The following is a 15,532-nucleotide window of genomic DNA, read 5'->3' as shown; positions in this document are numbered from 1 at the left end:
CGGAGCGGACTGCTCTGACCTGCACGTCTACGCATGTGGGTACCGGAGCAGTACCGTAAGGCCATGCCCGCTCTGAATATTGATTTCAGCGACGAGGAGCTGAGCGAGCTCCGCGAGGCGGCGAGGGAGCGAGGGGTCACACTCAAGGCCCTGGTGCACGAGGCCGTCACCGACGACCTGGCGCAGCGACGCGCCATGGCGGAGGCCTCCCACGTCTTCCGGTCCTTCGTCCGGGAGAACGCCGACGCCTTCGACGCCGCGTTCCCCGACGACGCCCCGGCGGGGCAGCGGAACCGGGGCGGGGCCGTCTGAACCGTGGATCTCCTCATCGACATCCGCTGGCTGCTGGCGCGCCAGACGGAGATCCTCCCCAGCGATCCCGGCGTGGACGACTACTCCTCGCTGGTCGCCGCCGTCGCCCGGCACCGCGTCAACACCCCGCAGTTAGGAGAGGACGCCGACGCCGCCTGGCGGGCGGCGTCCCTGCTGCACACGATCGTGCAGCTGCGCCCACTCCCGTCCCGCAACGCGCTGTTCGCCTGCGGGGTCGCCGTCGCGTACATGCACGCCTCCCATGAGGGCATCGACCCGCCCTACGGGGAGCTGATCGAGCTCGTCAAGGATCTCCAGTCGGCCGAGTCCACGGTGTACGACGCGGCGGGCCGCATCCGTTCCTGGCGGATATGACGCCGGGGCGCGGCCGATCCCGTTTGCAGCCGGACCTCTTGTGCGGGGCTGAGTTGCTGTGCATCTGCCTCGGGCGGGCCGAGAGTGCTGCGTCCCATGTCCGACCCCAGCCGCAAGGTAGCCACGGTGCCCCGTTCCCTGGCCCGCGCAGCACGCGGCCGCGCGGGTTCCACGGGCGGCGTGACGGCGCCATGCCCGGGAAGGACACCCTCCGTCCTTCCTGCGGAGGAAGGCGTTCCGTCACGCGGACCGTCGGGCGCCTGGCAGGGTCGGCGCGGCCCGGGTTGCGGGCGTAGTGGCCGAGAGTCAATGAGGCCGGCACCGCGATGCCGGGCTCACTCGAGCGGGGGCCCCGGCGCGGTAGGGCCGGACACCCTACTGACCGGGATCATCGAGCTGCGCTCGGAGCGCGGCGCCCCCGGCCCGGTGCCGTACGGCCGAACCGGAGCGGGCCTTGACCACCTCCAGCTGCGCCGGGATGCGCTGCCGCAGGTCGGCGACATGGCTGACGATGCCGACCGTTCGGTCCCGCTCCCGCAACGAGTCCAGTACCTCCAGCACTTCGTCCAGCGTCTGCTCGTCCAGGCTGCCGAAGCCCTCGTCGATGAAGAGGGTGTCGAGTCCGATGCCGCCCGCCTCCTCGGTGACCACGTCCGCGAGTCCGAGGGCGAGCGAGAGGGAAGCGAAGAAGGTCTCGCCGCCCGAGAGGGTGGCGGTGTCGCGCTCGCGCCCGGTCCAGGCGTCGATGACATGCAGTCCGAGGCCGGACCGGCCGCGGCCGCCGGTCCTGGCGTCGGAGTGGACCAGGGTGTAGCGCCCGGACGACATCCGCTGGAGGCGTGTGCTGGCGGCGGCGGCCACCTGTTCCAGGCGGGCGGCGAGCACATAGGACTCCAGGCGCATCTTGTGCTCGTTCTGCGCCGACGTCCCCGCGGTGAGGGCGGCCAGCCGGGCCACCCGCTCGTACTCGGTGCGCAGCGGGGCCAACCGGCGTGCGTCGGCGGTGGCTTGGGCGCTGAGCCGGTCCAGTTCGGCGCAGCGCGTACGGGCCGCGTCGTCGGCGGCCGAGGCCTCGCGCAGCAGCCGGGTGGCGGCATCGACCGCGCGCTGCGCCGCGGCCGGGTCGGCGGGCGGCCGGCGGGCGGCCTCGGCGAGGTGGGGGTCGGACAGCTCGGTGCTCACGGCGGTCTCCTCGGCCTGCCATGCGTCGAGCCGGTGTTCCAGGGCGCGCCGGTCGGCCGGGGCGAGCACGGCGGCGCGGGCTTCCTCCGGGCCGGCGAAGCCCGCCGCGGCGGCAGCGACGGCGAGCCGGTCGTCGGCTTCCCCGAGCCTCTGGGCGGCCCTTTCCAGGCCGCGGGCGGCGTCCTCCGCCGCCTCCAGCCGGTCGGCCCGGGCTTCCAGTTCGGCCGCGCGCTCGGCGACGCTGCGGGAGGCGCCGCGCACCTGCGCCAACTCCTCTTCCAGCGACGCGAGTTCACGCAGTAGCACTTCCCGGCGGGAGGTGCGCGCGGCGCTGCGGCGTTCGGCCGCCCGGTGCTGGTCGAGACGTTCGGTGTGCTCCCGCTCGGCGCGGGCCTGGGCTTCCCGGGCGGCGTGCGCATCGGCAGCCTCGGCGCGGGCAGCATCGAGGGCCTGCTCCAGCTCGGCCACGGTGGCGGCGAGCCCGTCGGCCTCGGCACCGCCCGCTTCGGCGTCCGCGCCCGCCAGAGCTTCGCGCAGGGAGCGCAGGTGCTGGTCGGCCTCTTCACGCCGGGTCTCGGTCCGCCGGTGGGCCGCGAGAGCCGCCTCCTCGGCCTCCCGGTCGACATGGCCGGCGGACGCCCGCGCCGGGGCGGGGTGCTCCAGTCCGCCGCAGACGGCGCACGGCTCTCCGTCGCGGAGGGCTTCCGCCAGTTCGGCGGCGATGCCGCGGAGTCTGCGCTCCCTGAGGTCCAGCCATCGCTCGTGCGCCGCCGCCGACTCGGCGCGGGCGCGCAGCGTGCGGTCCTCGGCCGTACGGACCTGCCCGGCGAGGGTGTCGCGCCGCCGGGCGGCCTCCAGCCGGTGCCGGGCCGGGCCGAGCTGGCCGGAGAGCTGCTCGGCGCGGGTGGCGGCTGTTCCCGCACGTTCGATGCGCTGCTGGTGGTGGCGGCGGACGGTGTCCCAGCCGCTGAGCCAGTCGGCCGCCTCGGTCAGCAGGTCCTCGTCCGCGCGTGAGTCCCGTTCGAGCCCGGCGAGTTCGGCGGCGAGTGCGGAGTGGCGCACCTCGGCGCGGCGGGCGGCCGCGAGCGAGCCGAGCTCCTTACGGGCCTCGCGCTCGGCCTCGGCCAGCCTCGCGCGAGGCGCTTCCCGCAGCTCCTCGGGGAGCCTTTCGCGGGCCCGTCGCGCGGCGTCGTCCGCCTGCCGGTGCTCGGTTCCGGCAGCTTCGCGCAGCCGCAGTGCGGGGACCACGGCGTCGGCGCTGCGGGCGCGTTCCAGTCCGGACCGGGCCCGTTCGCGCTCACCGCGCTGTGCCTCGAGCGCCTCCCGGCGCTGTCGCGCGGCGGCGTACCGCTGCCGGCGGCGGTCGAGTTCCCGTACGGACTCCAGCTCCTCCACCGCCGCCGCATGGCCGGCTTCGGCGGTGCTCACCATCACGGCGGCAAGGGTGAGCTGTTCGCGCGCGGTCGTACGCGCCAGGGCGGCCCACTCCAGTACGGCGTCGGCCAGCCCCGGCTCACCGGGAACCGGCACCGTCCCCTCCGCACGTCCCTTCGGACGGGTCTGCGAGCGCTGCGCGGGCACGGCCGCGGGCCGGTCCTCCGCCTCGCCGGGCAGAAGGGCGGCCGGACCGGCGTCGTGACCCGCCGCCTGCCGCATGCGGTGCGCGAGGGCCAGCAGACGTTCGTCGCCGCTGCGCACCTGCTGCTGGGCGGCGGCGCGCAGTTCGCCGAGCCGGTCCTCGACCGCGGCGAAGCGGCGGGTGTCGAAGAGCCTTCCGAGCAACGTGCCGCGGGCTTCGGCGCCGGCGCGCAGAAAGCGGGCGAAGTCGCCCTGCGGCAACAGGACGACCTGGCAGAACTGCTCCCTGCTCATTCCGAGCAGTTGCCCGACCTCCTCACCGACCTCCTGGTGGGAGCGGCTGAGCGGCTTCCACTCCCCGCCCACGCGCTCGCGCAGCAGACTGTGCGCCTTGTCACGGGTGAAGCCGTCGCCCCTCTTCTTGGGGCGGGGCTGCTCCGGCCGTCGGGTGATCTCCAGGCGCCGCTCACCGACGGTGAGGTCGAGGAGCACCTCGGTGGGGGTGAGGGGGTCGGCGTGGTCACTGCGCAGCGTCTGTCCGCCCTGCCGGGCGCCGGGCACTCCGCCGTAGAGGGCGTAGCAGACCGCGTCGAGGACGGAGGTCTTGCCCGCGCCGGTCGGGCCGTGCAGCAGGAACAGGCCCGCCGCGGAGAGCTCGTCGAAGTCGACCTCGGCCGTGCCGCCGAAGGGGCCGAAAGCGGTGATCCGCAGCCGGTGCAGCCTCAACGGGCCCCCTCGGGTGAGCCGTCGTGCATCGACGCGGCGCGGGCGCGTACGTCGTCGAGCGCGCCGCTGAGGACGGCCCGCTCGTTCGCGTCGGGTCCGCAGCCGCCGCGTACATGGGCCACGAAGTCCTCGGCGATCTGCCGGTCGGTGCGGCCCTGGAGGCGCTGGGCGTAGGAGGCGAGCGGGTCCTCGGCGTCCCGGTCGGGGTCGAAGCCCAGGCTGAGGATGTGCGGGAAGCGCCCGGCCAACCGCGCCATGGGCTCGTACGGACGCATGGGGTCGGTGAGGGTCGCCTCCACCCACGCCGTCTCGTGGCGGGCGAGCTCGGGGTCCTTCAGGAGGTCCTCGAGCCGGCCGCGGATACGGGCGAGCGGGCGGGGCACCGGGCAGTCGGTCCGCTCCGCGGCGAGCGCGCCGTCCGGCCCGAGGTCGACCAGCCACATGCTCTTGCGGTGGTGGACTTCGGAAAAGGAGTAGGCGAGCGGGGAGCCGGAGTAGCGGACGCGCTCACTGATGGTCTGGCAGCCGTGCAGATGGCCGAGGGCGGCGTAGTCGACGCCGTCGAAGACGTCGGCGGGAACGGCCGCGACACCTCCCACGGTGATGTCCCGCTCGCTGTCGGAGGCGGCGCCCCCGGAGACGAAGGCGTGCGCGAGGACGACGGAGCGGGTGCCGGGCGGGCGGCCCGCGAGGTCCGCCCGCACCCGGTCCATGGCGGCGGTCAGCACGGAGGCGTGTCCGGCGCCCTTGGCGCCCAACTCCTCCCGCACGAGGGAGGGTTCCAGATACGGAAGACCGTAGAACGCGACGTCACCGTGGTCGTCGGCCAGGACCACCGGCACACCGCAGCCCGCCGGGTCGGTGCGCAGATGGACACCAGCCCGCTCCATCAGCCCGGACCCGACGCCGAGTCTGCGCGCGGAGTCGTGGTTGCCGGAGATCATGATCGTGGGCACACCCGCCCCGGCGAGCCGGTGGAGGGCGGTGTCGAACAGCTCGACGGCCGCCAGGGGCGGCACCGCCCGGTCGTAGACATCACCCGCGACGAGTACGGCGTCGACCCGCTGCTCCCGTACGGTCTCGACCAGATGGTCGACGAACGCGGCCTGGGCGGAGAGGAGACTCACCCGGTGGAAGGACCGGCCCAGATGCCAGTCGGACGTGTGCAGCAGTCTCAAGTGGCCGCTCCGACCCGCATGTCCCTCTTCCTCCACCCCGGCAGCCGGCCCCACGTCGGCTTCGATTCAGCATTCAGCGGCCACCACGCTAGCGCCGATGGTCGCGCGATTCGTCACCGACCTCGGTTTTCGCCCCCGTATCAGGAGCCCTGGGGGCAAACGCAGCCGGACCGGCCTCTCAAGGCCGGTCCGGCGACACTTTTTCGGGGATATCCCGCTTCGGGGAGATCTCGCCGGAATCATCACACCTGTCCCCGCCAGGCGCCGGTTTCCGCTCCACGCGCCTCGATGAAGGTCTTGAAGCGATCCAGGTCGCCCTTGGCCCGGCGGCGTACGAACCCCAGCTTGTCGCCCACCTTCTCGGAGATGCCGTGCGGATCGTGGTCCAGCTGCAGCATCACCTTGGTGCGGGCGTCGTCGAGGCGGTGGAACGTCACCACCCCCGCTTGGCGTACCTCGCCCTGCACCGTGGTCCACGCCACGCGTTCATCGGGAATCTGCTCCGTGATGTCCGCGTCGAACTCCCGCTCCACCCCGGCGACCTTGGTCACCCAGTGCGTGCGGAGGGTGTCGATCTGATCGATGCGTTCCACCCCTTCCATGAACCGGGGGAACTCCTCGAACTGTGTCCACTGGTTGTAGGCCGCGCGAACCGGAACGTCGACCTCGACGGATTCCTCGACCTGCGACATGACAAGAGCCCTTTCTGCAGACGAATTTCCTGGTCCGCCCGCCCGCGTACCCGGTCAAGTCGCGTCAATACCCGGTGACGCCCGGCGATTCGGAACGTTATCGGACGGTTCCGTAGGTCTCGCCGCCGAGTTCGACGCGAGCCGTGCCCGCCGTCGTATCGGCCACCCAGGCTCGGAAGGCGTCCACGTCGGCCTCCGGCAGCCCGACCTCGAGGGTGACCTCGGCCGCGTACCGCACGTCCCGGACCTCGCGCCCGGTCGCGCGCAGGTCGTTCTCCAGCTTTCCGGCGCGCTGGTGGTCGACGGTGACCGTGGCCAGCCGGAAACGCTGCCGGACGACGGTGCCGAGCACGTCGAGGGCTTCGCCGACCACGCCGCCGTACGCACGGATGAGCCCGCCCGCACCGAGCTTGACGCCGCCGAAGTAGCGGGTGACGACGGCGACGGCGTACCGGACCTCGCGGCGGAGCAGCATCTGCAGCATCGGTACGCCCGCCGTGCCGCCGGGTTCCCCGTCGTCGCTCGCCTTCTGCACGCCCGCGTCGGCGCCGATGACGTACGCGAAGCAGTTGTGGGTCGCGCCCGGGTGCTCCTTGCGGATGCGCTGGACGAAGGCCTGCGCCTCCTGCTCGGTCGCGGCGGGTGCGAGCGCGCAGAGGAAGCGCGACCTGCTGATCTCGGTCTCGTGCACGCCCTCACGGTCGACCGTCCGGTACTGCTCCTGCATCACCCCACCCTATGCGGGCCCGGGAATGGTCCCGCCGGGCCGGTCGTTGAGCGGGGCATGTACGCAGACCCGGAGACGATCCGCAGGATCCTGACCAGCACGGGCGACACCTGGGCGGTGGTCGGGCTGTCGAACAACGAGCGCCGGGCGGCCCACGGGGTGGCCCGCGTGCTGCAGCGTTACGGAAAGCGCGTCGTGCCGGTGCATCCGAAGGCGGAGACCGTCCACGGCGAGCCGGGGTACACCACGCTGGCGGACATCCCGTTCCCGGTGGACGTGGTCGACGTCTTCGTCAACAGCCGCCTCGCCGGTCCGGTCGCCGACGAGGCGGTGGCGATCGGCGCGAAGGCCGTCTGGTTCCAGCTCGGGGTGGTGGACGAGGAAGCATATGGGCGGACGCGGGCGGCCGGTCTCGACATGGTGATGGACCGCTGTCCGGCGATCGAGATACCGCGCCTGGGCTGAGGACCGGCCCTCAGCCGCCGAGGCCTTCCAGGACGGTGGCACCGGGTAGTTCGGCGAGGGCCTTGCCGGGAATCAGCAGCTTGCCGCGGCGACGACCGCTGCCGATGACGACGTACGGCGTGTCGATCACCGCCGCGTCCACCAGCAGGGGCCAGCCGGGCGGAAGCCCGAGCGGTGTGATGCCGCCGTACTCCATACCCGTCTCCCCCACCGCCCTGTCCATGGGGGCGAAGGACGCCTTGCGCACTCCGAGGTGGCGCCGGACCGTGCCGTTGACATCGGCACGGGTGGTGGAGAGGACCACACAGGCCGCGAGCGTGGACTCCTGGCCACGCTTGCCCACGACGACGACGCAGTTCGCGGAGGCCTCGAGGAGCCCGGGGCCGTAGGTCTCGGCGAACACGGCGGTGTCCGCCTTCTCGGGGTCGGAGTCCACGTGGAGCAGCTGTTCCACGGGCACCGAGCCGCTCCAGTCCCGGACCGCGTCGGCGACCGGGGGCGGCAGCTCGTCCAGGCACTCGGCAGCGGGGCGGACGACGTCGAAGTTTCCGATGGGGGCGCGCACGCTCGCACGCTAACAAACAGCGGCCCCGCACGGCTGCCGCCTCAGGGCACGGAGGCGGCGGCCCGTGACCTCAGCGCACGGGCGGCACCGAGACGACCATCATCATCTCGGCGGGTTCGGTGCCGTCGTTGCGGTAGGCATGGTCACCGCTCGCCTCGAAGGTGGCGGAGGTCCCGGTCCTCAGATGGTGCTCCTCACCTTCGACGACGAGGGTCAGCTCCCCGGCCGTCACATGGATCAGTTCGAACGTTCCGGCGGGGTGCGGGTCGGAGGCGCTGCTCTCCCCCGGCATGAGCCGCCACGACCAGAGCTCCAGCGGGCCGGGGGCCTGAGTGCCGGCGAGCAGCGACGTCGAGCTGCCGGCCTCGGTGGACCACATCCGTACGGCCTTGTCGGGCGGCACCACCTGGACGCGTGGCTCCTGGTCGTAGTCGAGCAGTGTGGTGATGCTCACCCCGAGCGCGTCGGCGATCTTCACTGTCGTCCCCACGCTCGGGTTCGTCCGCGCCTGCTCGATCTGGATGATCATTCCTCGGCTGACGCCCGCGCGCGCCGCGAGACCGTCCAGGGTGAAGCCCCGCTCGTTGCGCCAGCGCTTGAGGTTGCGGGCGAGGGACTGGGTGAGGTGATCGAGGTCCGTCACGTTCCGTCCAATATTCTGGATGGCTAAGTTTACTTTTATGAACTACGCTGTGCTGGACTTCAGCGTCCATCACACTGTACTGCGAGGTTTCGTCATGACAGCCGTCTTCGCTCTGGCCACCAGTCTCCTCTGGGGGCTGGCCGACTTCGGCGGCGGGCTGCTGACACGGCGCATCCCGGCCCTCACGGTGGTCGTCGTCTCCCAGACGATCGCCGCAGTCGTGCTCGGCGCGATCGTGATCGCCACCGGCGGCTGGAACGAGGCCGGTCCCCAGCTGTGGTTCGCCGTCGCGGCGGGCGTCGTCGGCCCCACGGCCATGCTCTGCTTCTACCGGGCTCTCGCACTCGGTCCGATGGGCGTCGTCTCGCCGCTCGGTTCGGTCGGCGTGGCCGTCCCGGTCGGGGTCGGTCTGCTCATCGGCGAGCGGCCGGGCCTGCTCCAGGTCGCCGGGATCGCCGTGGCCGTCGTCGGAGTCGTGCTCGCGGGCGGTCCGCAGCTTCGCGGGGCGCCGGTGCAGCGACAGGCGATCCTGCTGACCCTCGTGGCGGCGTTCGGCTTCGGCGCGGTCATGGCACTCATCGCCGAGGCGTCCTCCAGCCTCACCGGGCTCTTCCTCGCGCTCTTCGTCCAGCGGGTGGCCAACATCGTCGTCGGTGGCACGGCCCTGTACGCGTCCGTGCGGCGCGGTGCCCCGGCGCTGCCCGAGGACGGTGGCCGGCGTCTGGTCCAGTCGTCGCTGCCCGCGCTGGCGTTCGTGGGTCTGGCCGATGTGGCGGCCAACGGCTGCTACGCGCTGGCCGCCCAGCTGGGGCCGGTGACCGTCGCGGCGGTCCTCGCCTCGCTCTACCCGGTGATCACCGCACTGGCGGCACGGGGCCTGCTCAAGGAGCGGCTGCGGACGGTGCAGGCGGCGGGCGCCGGACTCGCGCTCTTCGGCACCGTACTGCTGGCCGCCGGCTGATCAGAGCCTCCGGGCGGCGTAGACCGCGAGCGCGATGCCCTGAAGGACCACCGCGATCGCCAGCAGGACGCGCAGGGTGCGAGGACTCATCACCCGCGCCTCCTCACCGGTCTCACCGCTCCGCCGACAGATCCAGTGTGCCCGGCCCGGCCGCCTCCGGGGCGGCCGGGCCCGTTTCGGCAGCCTCCCGGCCGGGGTCCGCCAGCGCCGCCAACTGTTCGGGGGTGACGCCCTCCGGTATCGGGACCGGCGGCGGCGTACGCAGCGGAGGCTGCCACCCCGCCTCCGGATCCCAGCGGCGGACGACACGGGCGGGCGCTCCCGCGACCACCGCATGGTCGGGCACCTCGCCCCGCACGACGGCTCCCGCCGCGACCACGACGTTCCGGCCGAGCCGGGCGCCGGGGAGAATCACCGCGCCCGCGCCCAGCCAGCTGCCCGCGCCGATCTCGACGGGGGCGGTACGGGGCCACTGCCGGCCGACCGGCTGCGCGGGGTCGTCGTAGGAGTGGTTGTCGCTGGTGACGTAGACATACGGGCCGCAGAACACATCGTTTCCGAAGACCACCGGCCGTGAGGCCACCACATGGCTGCCCCGGCCGAGGACGACGCCGTTCCCCAACCGCAGCACCGGGTCCGGCCCCAGGTCGAGACCGGGCATCATCCCGGCCGTCAGCGTCACCTGTTCGCCGATGATGCAGTGGTCGCCCAGGTGGATCCACGGCTCGCCGAAGACCGTTCCCTGAGGGAAGGCCAGCCGGGTGCCGGGGCCTATCCGGCCGAAACGGTGGCGGCCGGGCCGCTCCGCGGTGACCGCACCGGCGTTCTGCATCCATCGCCACCCGCGGTGCACCAGGCGTGTGACGGCCCGGCGCCTCCAGGCCTCGAGCGATGAGAACGTGTTCCGGTTTTTCGGCACCCGCACACGGTACTCAGCCACGTCCCGGCCACAGCACGCCCCGGGCTGTGATCTTCACCCCAACCCGCCCGGGACCCGACAGGCGACCCACCGTCCGCGGACGGGCTCCCGGTCACCGGGGAACAGCCTGAGCGGCGGGCACGGTTGACGCCCCCTCACGGAATCCTCCCGCTCTCCGTGGCCGTACGTACAACCCCCGGGGCGCGTGGTGTGTCTCCGTCCATGACGGATGGAGGTATTGGTACAGGAGTGCCTGATTTGACGGTGCCTTCTCCACTACCACACCAGATGGGGGAAACATGAAGAACATCACCGCCCGGCCGCTCGCCCGCAAAGGCGCCGCTCTGATCACCGCGGCAGTCGCTCTCACCACCGTGACCGCAGCCGGTGCACAGGCCACCGGCAGCCCGGAGACGCGGGTGGCGCGGCAGCAGACCCAGCAGATCGCGTCCTCCGTCCTCGGCCAGGACCACAAGATCACACTCACCGCGGTGCGTTCCGTGGACGACCAGTACGCCGCCTCCGTACGCATGCAGGTCTACGCCTACAGCGGCGGTGCGTGGAAGGAGACGGACCGGATCACGGTCGGGGAGGCGGACACCTGGTTCTGGTACCCGCTGACCGGCAGCGGAGCCGTCTGCGAGTTCTCCACGGCCGGTACCGACCCCGCCCCGATCTCGGTGAGCCTGCTGGTGACCCCGTCGATCGGCTGCTCCGAACCGGCGCACTACCGTCTGCAGGACGGACAGATCCACACCGGCTGACCGGCCGCCCGGCTGACGTCCTGGTACGACTGCGGGCTCCTGCCCGACCGTCCTTCGACAGGCCGTACGCCGCTGCAGACACCGCCGGCCCGTCCCGGCGTCGTCTGCCACCGGTGTCAGATCGCGCGGTGCCGCTTCGCCAGTTCCAGATACGCCGCGGCGTTCAGCTCTATGCCCTCGCGCTCCTCCGCGGTCAGCTCACGCTTGACCTTCGCGGGCACTCCGGCGACCAGGGACCCCGGCGGCACCCGCATGCCCTGGGGCACGAGCGCCTGGGCCGCGACGAGGGAGCCGGCGCCGATATGGGCGCCGTTGAGGACTGTGGCGCCCATGCCGACCAGGACATCGTCCTCGACGGTGCACCCGTGCAGAACGGCGTTGTGGCCGACGGAGACCCGCTCGCCGACGGTCAGCGGGAAGCCGGGGTCCACATGCAGGGTGGAATTGTCCTGGATGTTACTGTCCGCGCCGATGGAGATGGGCCCGCCGTCGGCGCGTAGCACGGTGTGATACCAGACACTGGAGCCCGCGGCCATGGCGACATCGCCGATCACGACCGAGGTCGGCGCCGTGAACGCCTCCGGGTCGACCTTCGGCTCCTTGCCGCCCACGCCCGCGATCAACGCCTGTGCTCCCATCGCCCTCTCCTCGCTGCTGCTCTCTGGCCCCCGGCCCCATGAGTCCAGGGGGTTCACGGACGGTAGATCCGCCCGGACCGACCGGGTCAGTCGGCGGCCGGGACGGGCTCGGCCGTCCGCTCGGCCTGCTCCTCCACCGCGGCCGCCGCCTTCTTCGCCCGCCTCCTGACCATCAGGAACGAGGCCAGACCGATCACCACGGCGAGGATCAGACCGAGCCAGGAGAAGCGCTTGAGCCAGGCCTCCGCGACGATCCCGACGTAGTAGACGACAGCGGTGGTGCCGCCCGCCCAGACGATGCCGCCGAGCACGTTGGCGATGAGGAACTTCCAGTACGGCATGCGCAGCACGCCCGCCAGGGGTCCGGCGAAGATCCGCAGCAGGGCGACGAAGCGGCCGAAGAAGACCGCCCACATGCCCCACTTCTCGAAGGAGAGCTCGGCGCTCGCGATGTGATGGGGCCCGAAGTGCTTGGGGAACCTGCCCCCGAGCCAGGTCAGCAGCGGCTTGCCGCCCCTGCGCCCGATCGCGTATCCGATGGAGTCGCCCACGATGGCACCGGCGGTGGCACACGCACCGAGGATCACGGGGTCGACCTCTCCGTGCTGCGAGGCGAGGAGCGCCGAGCTGACGAGCACGATCTCACCGGGCAGGGGGATGCCGAGGCTCTCCAGACCGATGACGGCCGCCACGAGGGCGTAAATGCTGACCGCCGGAACCGTCTCGAGCCATTCCTGGACGTGCAAAGCCGGTTCCTCCCGTGTCATGACCCTTACTGCCCGGCATACGCCGTGGGGCGCATCCCGGGCAGCCTACTGGATCCGCGGAATGCAGGGCGGTCAGCTGTTCGTACGCGGGGGCCGGGCGATGGACATCGGAGCGCCGGGACACCCGGGGCGCCGGAGTTGCTGGGGACCGGGACGCCGCGATCCTGTGCCGTGCCGTGGGTTCAGCCGGCGCCGAGGCAGTGCGGCTCGAAGGCCGGGTCGGCGGGCCCCTTGCGGGCGAGGGCGTTCTTCACCCACTGGGCGACGACCGGATCCTTGGTGGCCTGGTCGTGCTCGGTCGTGTCGAGCGGGCAGCGGTCCTGGACGCGGACATTGGTGAGATGCTTCGGCGAGCCGCTCAGATAGGCGCTGGTGTAGGGCACCACGACCTCGTCGTACTCCGTGGTGACCACCGTGTAATCGGGGCCGGCGGGGGTCTCGGGCTCGGCGTTGAGCTTCCGCAGCAGGTCGGAGCCGGCGGTCTGGTCCGCGCAGGACGGGCAGACGGTGGCGCCGGCCGCGAGGGCCAGCGGGTTCGAGGTGCCGTGGTTGGACGGCACGATGCCCACCAGGTCGTCGACCAGGGGTGCGCCACCCAGGAACTTCACGTAGTAGCGGGGCATCATCCCGCCCTGGCTGTGGCCCACGATGTCGACCTTGTCCGCGCCGGTCGTCTCCAGCACGGTGTTCACGAAGTCACGGAGTTCCGCCGCCGAGTCGGCCACGGGATCGGTGGCCGCGTTGCCGTAGTTGAAGGCGAAGACGCAGTAGCCCGCGTCGGCGAGCTGCGGTGAGAGCGTCGCCCAGTTCTCCGCCATGGTCTTGAACGTGCCGTTGACCAGGACGACGGGCTGCGGATGCTCAGCGTCCGGCTTGCAGGCCGGGTTGTTGGCGCCCGGGGGCGGGAGGTCCGTGACGTCGGCGTGGGCCGGTGCGGCGAGACCCGCCACGGCCAGGGCCGCCGTGGCGGCGGCCGCGACGGGGAACCGGACGATGGAGCGCAGACGCATGGCGTGAACCTTTCCGTGCACCGGGCATGAGTGCCCGACCCGGTTCGACCATGTCGACCGGTAAACGGAATGGTTACTTCCGGGTATGGCAGGGTCAAGGTGTTCGTCAAACGCTCAACGTCACATGGCCCCGGTCTTGAGACCGGGGCCGTATGGGCTTTTACTGACGCGCTCGCGCGCGGGAATCACCTCACTGCTGTCGCGGCACCGAGGACCGCCGCGCATGACGCCGCTCGCACCGAGTCCCGCGACGGCGACCGCACCGCGCCGGGGCGCCGGCCGGCCACCGGCCAGGGTGCCCGGAGCCGCGGATACGGATGGCTTCAGCTCCCCTGCTCGTGCGGCCGGAGCGTCCACAGGATCGACATCTCCCCGGTGATCGCGCCGTCCTCCCGGGTGATGGCGATCTCCACCGGGAACTCGGGGCGCTGTCCGGCGTCGAGCTCGGCGACGACATCGCCGACCGGGCGGCCGAGCCGGGCGGTGGCGGTCACCGGCCCCATCGCGAGCTTCTTGTAACCGATCTCGGCGCGTACGGCGAGCGGGACGGCCCGCGAGAGCTGGTCACCGAAGGCCGCGAGCACGATCGCGCCGCTGGCGGACTCGGCGAGCGTGAACATCGCACCGGCGTGCGGCCCCCCGACGTGATTATGGAAGTCGGGCTGGTCGGGCAAGCGGAGGACGGCGCGCTCCGCGGTGGTCTCGATGAACTCGAGGTTCAGGGTGCGGGCCATCGGCACGGTGGCCGCGAGCATGTCGCCGATCGACGGCAGGGTCTCGGACATGGCCGGGATGTTACCAGCGAGTAGCCCATGGCGGCAGGGCGGTCGGAGCAGCTCTCGTACGGCAGCGGCCACGGAGCGTGGCGGTTTGCGGGGTCCGTGCCGGGGGTCCCGTCAGCGGAGCGTGAAAGCGCCGTCCGGCGGCTCCGGCGACGGCGCCGCGTCGTGGTCGTGGACGGGCCCGGCCCCTGCCGACAGCCGGTCCAGCGGGGCACCGTACTCCACCCGGGCGGGGAAGGCGTCGGCCGCGGTCCGGCGGGCCAGGGCCGCCACCGGCAGCTCGGCGTCGGATGCCACGAGCACGGTGTTGCCGAAGCGGCGCCCGCGCAGCACAGCGGGCTCGGCGATCAGGCACAGATGTTCGAACACGCCGCTCAGAGCTGCGATTTGGGAGCCCAGGAAGGCGAACGGGGCGCCGTCCGCGAGGTTGGCCGCATAGACGCCGCCGGGTCGCAGAGCGCGCCGAGCTGCCCGGGCGTACTCCACGGACGTGAGCTGCGCGGGCACCCGCGAACCGCCGAAGACGTCCGCGACGAGGACGTCCGTCCCGGCTGGTTCCACCTTTTCCAACCAGGCACGCGCGTCCGCACCGTGCACGGTGATGCCCGACTCCGCGGGCAGCGGCAGATACTCCCCGACGAGCGCGATGAGGCCCCGGTCGGCCTCGATCACCGTCTGCCGCGCCCCGGGGCGGGTCGCGGCGACATAGCGCGGCAGGGTGAGCGCGCCCCCGCCGAGATGCAGCACGTCGAGCGGGCGGTCCTGCGGCGCCACGACATCCACGACATGGGCGAGCCGCCGAACGTACTCGAACTCCAGGTCGGTGGGCTCGTCGAGGTTCACATACGACTGCGGGGCGCCGTCCACCGTGAGCAGCCATGCCCGCGCCCGGTCGACATCGGGCATCAGCTTGGCGGTGCCGTGGTCCACGGCCCGTGTCACGGGAATCGGCTCGTCCACGCTGCCATTGTCGCCGCTGGGTGACCGGTCGCGGCAGGCGGGGCGAGGCACGCGCGGGCCGCCGCCGCCCGCCTTCTGTCGTACGCGGTGCGGGGTGTACGCGGTGCGAGGTGCGAGGTGCGAGGTGCGAGGTGCGAGGTGCGCAGTGCGAGGTGCGCGGTGTACCCGGTACGCGGTGTACCCGGTACGCGGTGTACCCGGTACGCGGTGTACGCGGTGCGCATCGCGCGGCAGAAGGCGGGCGGCTTCCGTTCGGTGTCCTTCGGGCCCGCCGCCTTCCCGAGCACG

At 72.3% G+C, this 15,532-nt stretch carries 17 protein-coding genes; 5 read left to right on the top strand and 12 right to left on the bottom strand.

Annotation, left to right across the window (positions count from 1 at the left end; all coding sequences use genetic code 11):
• Positions 1-63 precede the first annotated feature (63 nt).
• Both ACTWQE_RS02310 and ACTWQE_RS02305 read left to right on the top strand, forming a co-directional pair.
• The gene (locus tag ACTWQE_RS02310) at positions 64-312 is read left to right on the top strand and encodes a hypothetical protein (RefSeq protein ID WP_443327069.1); all 249 of its coding nucleotides are present in this window, start codon (positions 64-66) and stop codon (positions 310-312) included.
• A 3-nt stretch (positions 313-315) separates the two neighbouring features.
• On the top strand, positions 316-687 hold the full coding sequence (locus tag ACTWQE_RS02305; RefSeq protein WP_443327068.1) for a toxin Doc: 372 nt from the start codon (positions 316-318) through the stop codon (positions 685-687).
• A 375-nt stretch (positions 688-1,062) separates the two neighbouring features.
• Here the strand turns inward: ACTWQE_RS02305 and ACTWQE_RS02300 are convergent, their stop codons facing one another.
• The 4 genes from ACTWQE_RS02300 to ACTWQE_RS02285 all read right to left on the bottom strand — a co-directional run bounded on the left by ACTWQE_RS02300 (position 1,063) and on the right by ACTWQE_RS02285 (position 6,770).
• Positions 1,063-4,173, bottom strand: a complete 3,111-nt coding sequence (locus tag ACTWQE_RS02300) for an AAA family ATPase (protein ID WP_443327067.1) — start codon at positions 4,171-4,173, stop codon at positions 1,063-1,065.
• Positions 4,170-5,351, bottom strand: coding sequence for an exonuclease SbcCD subunit D (locus ACTWQE_RS02295; protein WP_443327066.1), 1,182 nt, complete (start codon positions 5,349-5,351; stop codon positions 4,170-4,172). Before ACTWQE_RS02295 ends, ACTWQE_RS02300 begins: the two co-directional genes overlap by 4 nt.
• A 242-nt stretch (positions 5,352-5,593) precedes the next feature.
• Positions 5,594-6,043, bottom strand: a complete 450-nt coding sequence (locus ACTWQE_RS02290) for an SRPBCC family protein (protein WP_443327065.1) — start codon at positions 6,041-6,043, stop codon at positions 5,594-5,596.
• 97 nt (positions 6,044-6,140) lie between these two features.
• The gene (locus ACTWQE_RS02285; protein ID WP_443327064.1) at positions 6,141-6,770 is read right to left on the bottom strand and encodes a YigZ family protein; all 630 of its coding nucleotides are present in this window, start codon (positions 6,768-6,770) and stop codon (positions 6,141-6,143) included.
• Positions 6,771-6,827: 57 nt separating this feature from the next.
• Here ACTWQE_RS02285 and ACTWQE_RS02280 point away from each other — a divergent pair, with 57 nt between their 5' ends.
• Positions 6,828-7,235, top strand: coding sequence for a CoA-binding protein (locus tag ACTWQE_RS02280; protein WP_443327063.1), 408 nt, complete (start codon positions 6,828-6,830; stop codon positions 7,233-7,235).
• 10 nt (positions 7,236-7,245) lie between these two features.
• On the opposite strand, the gene ACTWQE_RS02275 is transcribed toward ACTWQE_RS02280, so the two are convergent.
• Together ACTWQE_RS02275 and ACTWQE_RS02270 are read right to left on the bottom strand one after the other, a co-directional pair.
• On the bottom strand, positions 7,246-7,800 hold the full coding sequence (locus ACTWQE_RS02275) for a YbaK/EbsC family protein (RefSeq protein ID WP_443327062.1): 555 nt from the start codon (positions 7,798-7,800) through the stop codon (positions 7,246-7,248).
• 70 nt (positions 7,801-7,870) lie between these two features.
• Positions 7,871-8,443, bottom strand: a complete 573-nt coding sequence (locus ACTWQE_RS02270) for a helix-turn-helix domain-containing protein (protein WP_443327061.1) — start codon at positions 8,441-8,443, stop codon at positions 7,871-7,873.
• A gap of 94 nt (positions 8,444-8,537) precedes the next feature.
• On the opposite strand from ACTWQE_RS02270, the gene ACTWQE_RS02265 reads away from it, so the two are divergent.
• Positions 8,538-9,404, top strand: coding sequence for an EamA family transporter (locus ACTWQE_RS02265; protein ID WP_443327151.1), 867 nt, complete (start codon positions 8,538-8,540; stop codon positions 9,402-9,404).
• Between the two features lie 112 nt (positions 9,405-9,516).
• Here the strand turns inward: ACTWQE_RS02265 and ACTWQE_RS02260 are convergent, their stop codons facing one another.
• Positions 9,517-10,323, bottom strand: coding sequence for an acyltransferase (locus ACTWQE_RS02260; protein WP_443327060.1), 807 nt, complete (start codon positions 10,321-10,323; stop codon positions 9,517-9,519).
• A gap of 299 nt (positions 10,324-10,622) precedes the next feature.
• Here ACTWQE_RS02260 and ACTWQE_RS02255 point away from each other — a divergent pair, with 299 nt between their 5' ends.
• A complete protein-coding gene (locus ACTWQE_RS02255) occupies positions 10,623-11,087 on the top strand; it encodes a hypothetical protein (RefSeq protein ID WP_443327059.1) in 465 nt (154 codons plus the stop codon).
• 116 nt (positions 11,088-11,203) lie between these two features.
• Here the strand turns inward: ACTWQE_RS02255 and ACTWQE_RS02250 are convergent, their stop codons facing one another.
• The 5 genes from ACTWQE_RS02250 to ACTWQE_RS02230 form a co-directional block, all read right to left on the bottom strand.
• On the bottom strand, positions 11,204-11,725 hold the full coding sequence (locus tag ACTWQE_RS02250; RefSeq protein ID WP_443327058.1) for a gamma carbonic anhydrase family protein: 522 nt from the start codon (positions 11,723-11,725) through the stop codon (positions 11,204-11,206).
• Positions 11,726-11,811: 86 nt separating this feature from the next.
• Positions 11,812-12,471 carry a DedA family protein gene (locus tag ACTWQE_RS02245; protein WP_443327150.1) on the bottom strand — a complete coding sequence of 220 codons (660 nt, stop codon included), beginning with the start codon at positions 12,469-12,471 and terminating at the stop codon, positions 11,812-11,814.
• 203 nt (positions 12,472-12,674) lie between these two features.
• On the bottom strand, positions 12,675-13,502 hold the full coding sequence (locus ACTWQE_RS02240; RefSeq protein WP_443327057.1) for an alpha/beta fold hydrolase: 828 nt from the start codon (positions 13,500-13,502) through the stop codon (positions 12,675-12,677).
• Positions 13,503-13,825: 323 nt separating this feature from the next.
• The gene (locus tag ACTWQE_RS02235; protein WP_443327056.1) at positions 13,826-14,287 is read right to left on the bottom strand and encodes a DUF4442 domain-containing protein; all 462 of its coding nucleotides are present in this window, start codon (positions 14,285-14,287) and stop codon (positions 13,826-13,828) included.
• Positions 14,288-14,398: 111 nt separating this feature from the next.
• Positions 14,399-15,244, bottom strand: coding sequence for a spermidine synthase (locus ACTWQE_RS02230; RefSeq protein WP_443327055.1), 846 nt, complete (start codon positions 15,242-15,244; stop codon positions 14,399-14,401).
• Between the last annotated feature and the right edge of the window lie 288 nt (positions 15,245-15,532).

It is taken from the genome of Streptomyces sp. 8N706, assembly GCF_052245415.1.
In the GTDB taxonomy this organism is placed as follows: Bacteria; Actinomycetota; Actinomycetes; order Streptomycetales; family Streptomycetaceae; genus Streptomyces.
The sequence above is the reverse complement of the archived record's forward strand: the minus strand, read 5'-3'. Positions and strand labels throughout refer to the sequence as shown.